The organism is Streptomyces graminilatus (genome assembly GCF_001418565.1).
Lineage (GTDB): Bacteria > Actinomycetota > Actinomycetes > Streptomycetales > Streptomycetaceae > Streptomyces > Streptomyces graminilatus.
Genome location: NZ_LIQQ01000258.1, coordinates 1 through 5,153, shown reverse-complemented (window position 1 = coordinate 5,153; position 5,153 = coordinate 1). Strand labels below are relative to the sequence as shown.

The 5,153-nt window shown below is 69.6% G+C and carries 7 protein-coding genes; 4 read left to right on the top strand and 3 right to left on the bottom strand.

Annotated features, from left to right (window positions below):
• The first annotated feature begins 140 nt into the window (after positions 1-140).
• Complete coding sequence (locus tag AOK08_RS21845) at positions 141-866, top strand: YeeE/YedE family protein (protein ID WP_055528829.1); 726 nt, start codon at positions 141-143, stop codon at positions 864-866.
• The gene (locus AOK08_RS21840) at positions 866-1,285 is read left to right on the top strand and encodes a YeeE/YedE thiosulfate transporter family protein (RefSeq protein WP_055528825.1); all 420 of its coding nucleotides are present in this window, start codon (positions 866-868) and stop codon (positions 1,283-1,285) included. Before AOK08_RS21845 ends, AOK08_RS21840 begins: the two co-directional genes overlap by 1 nt.
• A gap of 57 nt (positions 1,286-1,342) precedes the next feature.
• On the opposite strand, the gene AOK08_RS21835 is transcribed toward AOK08_RS21840, so the two are convergent.
• Complete coding sequence (locus AOK08_RS21835; protein WP_055528818.1) at positions 1,343-2,041, bottom strand: TetR/AcrR family transcriptional regulator; 699 nt, start codon at positions 2,039-2,041, stop codon at positions 1,343-1,345.
• Between the two features lie 133 nt (positions 2,042-2,174).
• Between AOK08_RS21835 and AOK08_RS21830 the strand changes: the two genes are divergently transcribed.
• Entirely contained in the window at positions 2,175-3,314 is a 1,140-nt protein-coding gene (locus AOK08_RS21830) for an FAD-dependent oxidoreductase (RefSeq protein ID WP_055528816.1), read from the top strand.
• A 21-nt stretch (positions 3,315-3,335) separates the two neighbouring features.
• Here AOK08_RS21830 and AOK08_RS21825 read toward each other — a convergent pair whose 3' ends face one another.
• Positions 3,336-4,169 carry a PIG-L family deacetylase gene (locus AOK08_RS21825; protein WP_055528809.1) on the bottom strand — a complete coding sequence of 278 codons (834 nt, stop codon included), beginning with the start codon at positions 4,167-4,169 and terminating at the stop codon, positions 3,336-3,338.
• Between the two features lie 176 nt (positions 4,170-4,345).
• Entirely contained in the window at positions 4,346-4,795 is a 450-nt protein-coding gene (locus tag AOK08_RS21820) for an anthrone oxygenase family protein (protein WP_055528803.1), read from the bottom strand.
• 128 nt (positions 4,796-4,923) lie between these two features.
• Here AOK08_RS21820 and AOK08_RS21815 point away from each other — a divergent pair.
• The coding region (locus AOK08_RS21815; RefSeq protein ID WP_157876749.1) for a helix-turn-helix domain-containing protein at positions 4,924-5,153 on the top strand (230 nt) is incomplete at its 3' end.

Sequence of the window (5,153 nt, the reverse complement as noted above, 5' to 3'; positions counted from 1 at the left end):
CCTGTCACCGCCGTCACCCCCACCACCCCCGCCACCTCCGTTCCGCGGTCATCCGACCCCGTCGACCGGCCCGGCTCAGGGGAGTCCGGGTCATCCGCGAGCGGCTGGAGCCGGTTCACCAAGTGGATGAGAGGCCCCGCATGAGTACGTACTGGCCCTGGTGGGCGGGGGCGATCGGGCTGGCCGTGCTGACCGTCGGCTACACCCTCGCCGCCGAGCGTTCCTTCGGTGTCTCGGGCGCGTGGGACCGCGTACTGCACTGGCGCCGTGAACGAGAACTTGAGCGGGCGGAGGAGGAGTTCGAGGAGCAGTTCGCCGACGAACGCGACTTCGCCGCCGCGCTCGCCAAGGCCGGCACCGACCATTTCGCCACCCTCGCGCCCGAAATGGCTCCCCCGGCTCCATCGGCTCCACCCGTTCGGTCGCATACGGAGTCGCCGTCCGGCCCGCCGGTCCAGCAGCCGTCGAGCGGGCTCGATGATGCATCGCGGGTGACTGAAGTGCCGGTGGCCGAGGCCCCGTTGGCCGCGCCTCAGCGCCCGGCCCCGTTGGTCAGCCAGGCCGCGCTGCTGATCTCGATCTTCCTCGGTGGGCTGATCGCCTCCCTCACCTCCGGGCGGTTCCACCTCCGGCTCGACATGGGACCGGGTTTCCGGGACCTGGTCACGGCCAGCCCGGTCGGCATGGTCGCCCTGCTGTTCGCGGGAGGCGTGCTGGTCGGCTTCGGCACCCGACTGGCCGGTGGTTGCAGCTCCGGCCACGGGCTCAACGGGTGTGGCCGGCGCGACCCGGTCAGCATCGTGGCGACGGCGACGTTCTTCGGTACGGCCGTCGCCGTGTCGTTCCTCTTGTGGAAGGTGATCTGATGCGTACCCGGGGCGGAATCCTGCTGGCCAACATCGTCACCGGGCTGGCGCTCGGTTTCACCGTCACCAACATCGGCTTCGGCGACTACGCCGAACTCAACCGCATGTTCACCTTCCAGGACCTGAGGATGCTCCTGTCGTTCGCCGGGGCGGTCGTGATCATCGTGTGCGCTTTCGCCCTGCTACGAGTCCGTCGCACCCCGGGGCGCATCCATGCCGGAGTGATCCCCGGCGCGGTGCTGTTCGGCACGGGCTGGGCGATCTCCGGCGGCTGCCCGGCGATCCCCATCATCCAGGTCTCCAGCGGCTATCTGCCCGCGCTGGTCACGATCGGCGGCATCGTCGTCGGCGTCCGGCTGTGCCGCTGGGCCAAGGGTCGTCGTTACGTTCGTATCGACAGCGGCTCGTGCGAACTCTGAGACCAGGCCGGAGATGAACGGGACCCTCACCCCGCTCCCCCACCGCCTGGCGGGAGTTCACGGCCGCGCGGTGACCCCGGTGATCCCGGCGATCCCCGCCAGGATCAGATCGATCCCCGCCAGGAATTCCTCCCGGTCGTCGTGATCCCGTAGCTGCCCAGCGACGCTTCGCGTGAACGCGTACTCCTCGGGGTCCAGGTTCGACCAGGCGGTCGAGACCTCGCCCAGGAACTCCGCACGGGTCGTGTCCTGGCGTTGGCTGCTGCGGGCGTTGGCCGCGTTCTGGCCGCCCACGCCGAGGACGTAGTTCAGCAGCGTGGACGCGGCCGTGAAGTGGGCGGCGTGGGGCACCCCGAGCGCCTGGACCTGGCGTCCCAGGTGCTCGAAGATCCGCAGCAGCGGTGACTGTGCGGGGGCGCGGGCAAGCTGCGTGCCGATCCACGGGTGGGCGTCGATCGCGTCGAACACGCCCAGCGCGACGGAACGTACCGCGTCCCGTGGCGTCGGCCCGGTGACGCCCGCCGCCATCGCGTCGGCGACCACGGCCTCCGTGGCGGCGCCGAGCAGCTCGTCCTTGCCCGTGACGTGCCAGTAGATCGCACCCGGCCCTGTCGCGAGACGCTGGGCCAGTGCCCGGAAGGTGAGCCCGGCCTCGCCCGCCGTGTCGAGAAGTTCGATCGCCGCCTCGACAATCCGCTCCCGGGAGAGCGGCTCCTCCCGTCGCTCCGGACGACTCTTCCTTGTTGCAGCAGCCATGCGGGCATCCTGGCACACCCGACACACACCTGGAACGGCGTTCCAGCTTGACATTGATGGAACGTCGTTCCAGGCTGATGCCAAGCACACTGGAACGGCGTTCCAGCAAGGTTGCGACTCACCAGGAGCCTCCATGCCCACCACCACCGCCACAACCCACGTCACGATCATCGGCGCCGGCCTCGGCGGACTGACCCTCGCCCGCGTCCTCCACGTCCACGGCATCACCGCGACGGTCTACGAGGCCGAGCCCTCACCGACCGCCCGCACACAGGGCGGAATGCTTGACATCCACGAGCACGACGGACAGCTCGCCCTCAAGGCCGCAGGGCTGTATGACGAGTTCCGCGGGCTTGTTCTGGAGGGGCGCGAGGCCACTCGGATCCTCGACCGGGACGGCAACGTCCTGTTCGACCAGGCCGACGACGGTACGGGGGGCCGTCCCGAGGTGCAGCGCGGTGAGCTGCGGCAACTGCTGCTCGACTCACTCCCGGGCGGGACCGTTCGGTGGGGGCGGAAAGTCAGCGGTACGCGCGCCCTCGGCGACGGGCGCCACGAGGTGACCTTCGCCGACGGGACCTCCGTCACCACGGGCCTGCTCGTCGGCGCGGACGGCGCCTGGTCCCGCGTACGGCCACTGCTCTCCGACGCGACCCCCGAATACGTCGGCATGTCAGTCGTAGACACGTACCTGTTCGACAGTGACACCCGGCATCCCGCCCACGCGAAGACGGTCGGCGGCGGGGCGATGCTGGCGCTCGCGCCGGGGAAGGGGCTCGCCGCCCACCGGGAGAGCGGCGGCACCCTGCACACGTACGTGATGCTCGCCGGGTCGCAGGAGTGGTTCGCCGGCATCGACTTCACCGACCCCGCCGCAGGCATCGCCCGTATAGCGCGGGAGTTCGACGGCTGGGCACCGGAACTCACCGCCCTGATCACCGACGGCGACTCCGCACCCGTCCTGCGTGCCCTCAACTCCCTGCCCGCCGACCACCGTTGGGACCGCGCGCCCGGCGTCACCCTGATCGGCGACGCCGCCCACCTCTCCATCCCGAACGGCGAGGGCGCCAACCTGGCCATGCTGGACGGCGCCGAACTCGCCCAGGCCCTCGCCGCCCACCCCGACGACACCGAAACCGCGCTCACGGAGTACGAGCAGGCCATGTTTCCCCGCAGCGCCACAGCGGCCGCCGACGGCAACCAGCTCCACGAGCTCCTCTACGGCGACAACGCGCCCTATGGCCTGCTCGACATGTTCACCGCGAACTCGTAGCCAGCCGGTCGTACGGACGGGTCAGCGCAGCCCGGCGAAGAGGTCGTTCTCCGGGAGAGCCGCGCCCGTGGTGTCCCGGACGCGTACGAAGGTCTCCACGCCCATCAGGTCACCGAACCGCTCCTTGCCCATCTTGAGGAAGAAGATGTTCTCGCCCTGGCTGGCGTGCGCGGCCAGGCTGTCGAACTTCTGGCCGCTGAAGGCGAGCGTGTCCACCCAGGTGGTGATCTCGTCGTCGGGGAGGCCGATCTCGGCCAGCGCGGCTGCCTCGGCGGGGTCCGGCTCCGGCATGTCGTCCCCGAACTCGCGCATGACCTCGCCGAACTTCTGCATCGCCGAGCGGGGCATCGTCGTCCAGTACACCTTCGGGGTCAGCCCGGTCAGCGCCAGCGCCGCCATCGTGATGCGGTTGGCCTGGATGTGGTCGGGGTGGCCGTAGAAGCCGTTCTCGTCGTACGTGACGACCACGTCGGGCTGGTAGTGCCGCATGAGCTCCGCGAGGCGAGCCGCGCCCTCCGCCACGGGGGTCTGCCAGAAGGCGCCCGGGGCGTCGTTGTTCGGCCAGCCCATCATCCCGGAGTCGGCGTAGTCCAGCGTCTCCAGATCGCTGATCTTCAGGACTTCGCAGCTCGCCTGGAGTTCCTCACGGCGCATCGCGACGACCGCCGCCGGATCGTGCCCGGGGTCACCCGGTTTCACGCCACCGGGTCCGTCACCGCAACCGCCGTCCGTACAGGTCACGAGAACCGTGCGGAAGCCTTCCGCCGCGTACCGCGCGAGGACCCCTCCGGTTCCCGTGGCCTCGTCGTCGGGGTGGGCGTGCACTGCCATCAGGGTCAAGGGCCGGTCGGTCATGGAACTGTCCTCCTGCGTATTTACGTCTCAGTCCAAGTGCGCGGCGGGCGTACCGCGATCCCGGGGCCCGGATGATCCCCATCCCCGCCCCTGCGGCGCCGGGCCCTCCGTCGGTGCAACCGCGCCGACCGGACCGACTGTTCCCGGTCCGGCCACTTGTTCCAGGATCGAGTCGTTCAGAGAGCGAGCGCGGCGGCCAGCAGCGCGAACGCCGCGACGATCACCGCCACGCGGACGTAGTGGAAGCGGTCCCAGCGGTTCATCTGCTGCTTCCAGTCGGCGGGGAGGCCGCCGGCTGTCCACGTCTTGACCCTGTTGTTGATCGGGACGAGCAGCAGGATCGACATGACCACGCTGAGGATCAGCAGCCCGGCGGCGGTGACGACGAGGCCCGCGCCTGAGTGATGCCAACCTGCGACCGCCCAGATCGCGGCGAGGACCAGCGAACCGACGTACCAGAACGGCATCACCGCGCCGAGCAGCCGGGCCCCGTGCGTGCGGCCGCGCAGGCCGTTGTCGCCGGGGAGGCCGTTGAGGATCGGGTTGACGAAGAAGGCGACCGAGAACTCCACTCCCACCATCACGCCGACGACCACGGTGGTGACGACCTCAAGTGCGTTGAGCATGATGCCCCCTACTGGAATCACGACTACTGGCTACTGGCTACTGACTACTGGGATCTAGCAGCGCTAGATAGTGATGCAACGCTAGACCTTCTGCCGCTCGATTGTCTAGCGGTGCTAGGATTCCTTTCATGTCGGTACAGGAACGCAAGGAGCGCGAACGGGCCGGGCGTGAGCGCCTCATCTTGGCGACGGCTCGTGAAATCGCCGAGCAACAGGGCTGGGACGCGGTCACCACCCGCCGCCTCGCCGAGCGCATCGAGTACAGCCAGCCCGTCCTCTACAGCCACTTCCGCGGCAAGCGCGAGATCATCGGCGCCGTCGCCCTCCAAGGCGCCGCCGAGATGGCCGCCGCGCTGCG

What these genes read in the sequence shown, in the direction of transcription:
- AOK08_RS21845 (WP_055528829.1), top strand. Translation starts at nt 141, where the DNA reads ATGAGTACGTACTGGCCCTGGTGGGCGGGGGCGATCGGGCTGGCCGTG.
- AOK08_RS21840 (WP_055528825.1), top strand. Translation starts at nt 866, where the DNA reads ATGCGTACCCGGGGCGGAATCCTGCTGGCCAACATCGTCACCGGGCTG.
- AOK08_RS21835 (WP_055528818.1), bottom strand. Translation starts at nt 2,041, where the DNA reads ATGGCTGCTGCAACAAGGAAGAGTCGTCCGGAGCGACGGGAGGAGCCG.
- AOK08_RS21830 (WP_055528816.1), top strand. Translation starts at nt 2,175, where the DNA reads ATGCCCACCACCACCGCCACAACCCACGTCACGATCATCGGCGCCGGC.
- AOK08_RS21825 (WP_055528809.1), bottom strand. Translation starts at nt 4,169, where the DNA reads ATGACCGACCGGCCCTTGACCCTGATGGCAGTGCACGCCCACCCCGAC.
- AOK08_RS21820 (WP_055528803.1), bottom strand. Translation starts at nt 4,795, where the DNA reads ATGCTCAACGCACTTGAGGTCGTCACCACCGTGGTCGTCGGCGTGATG.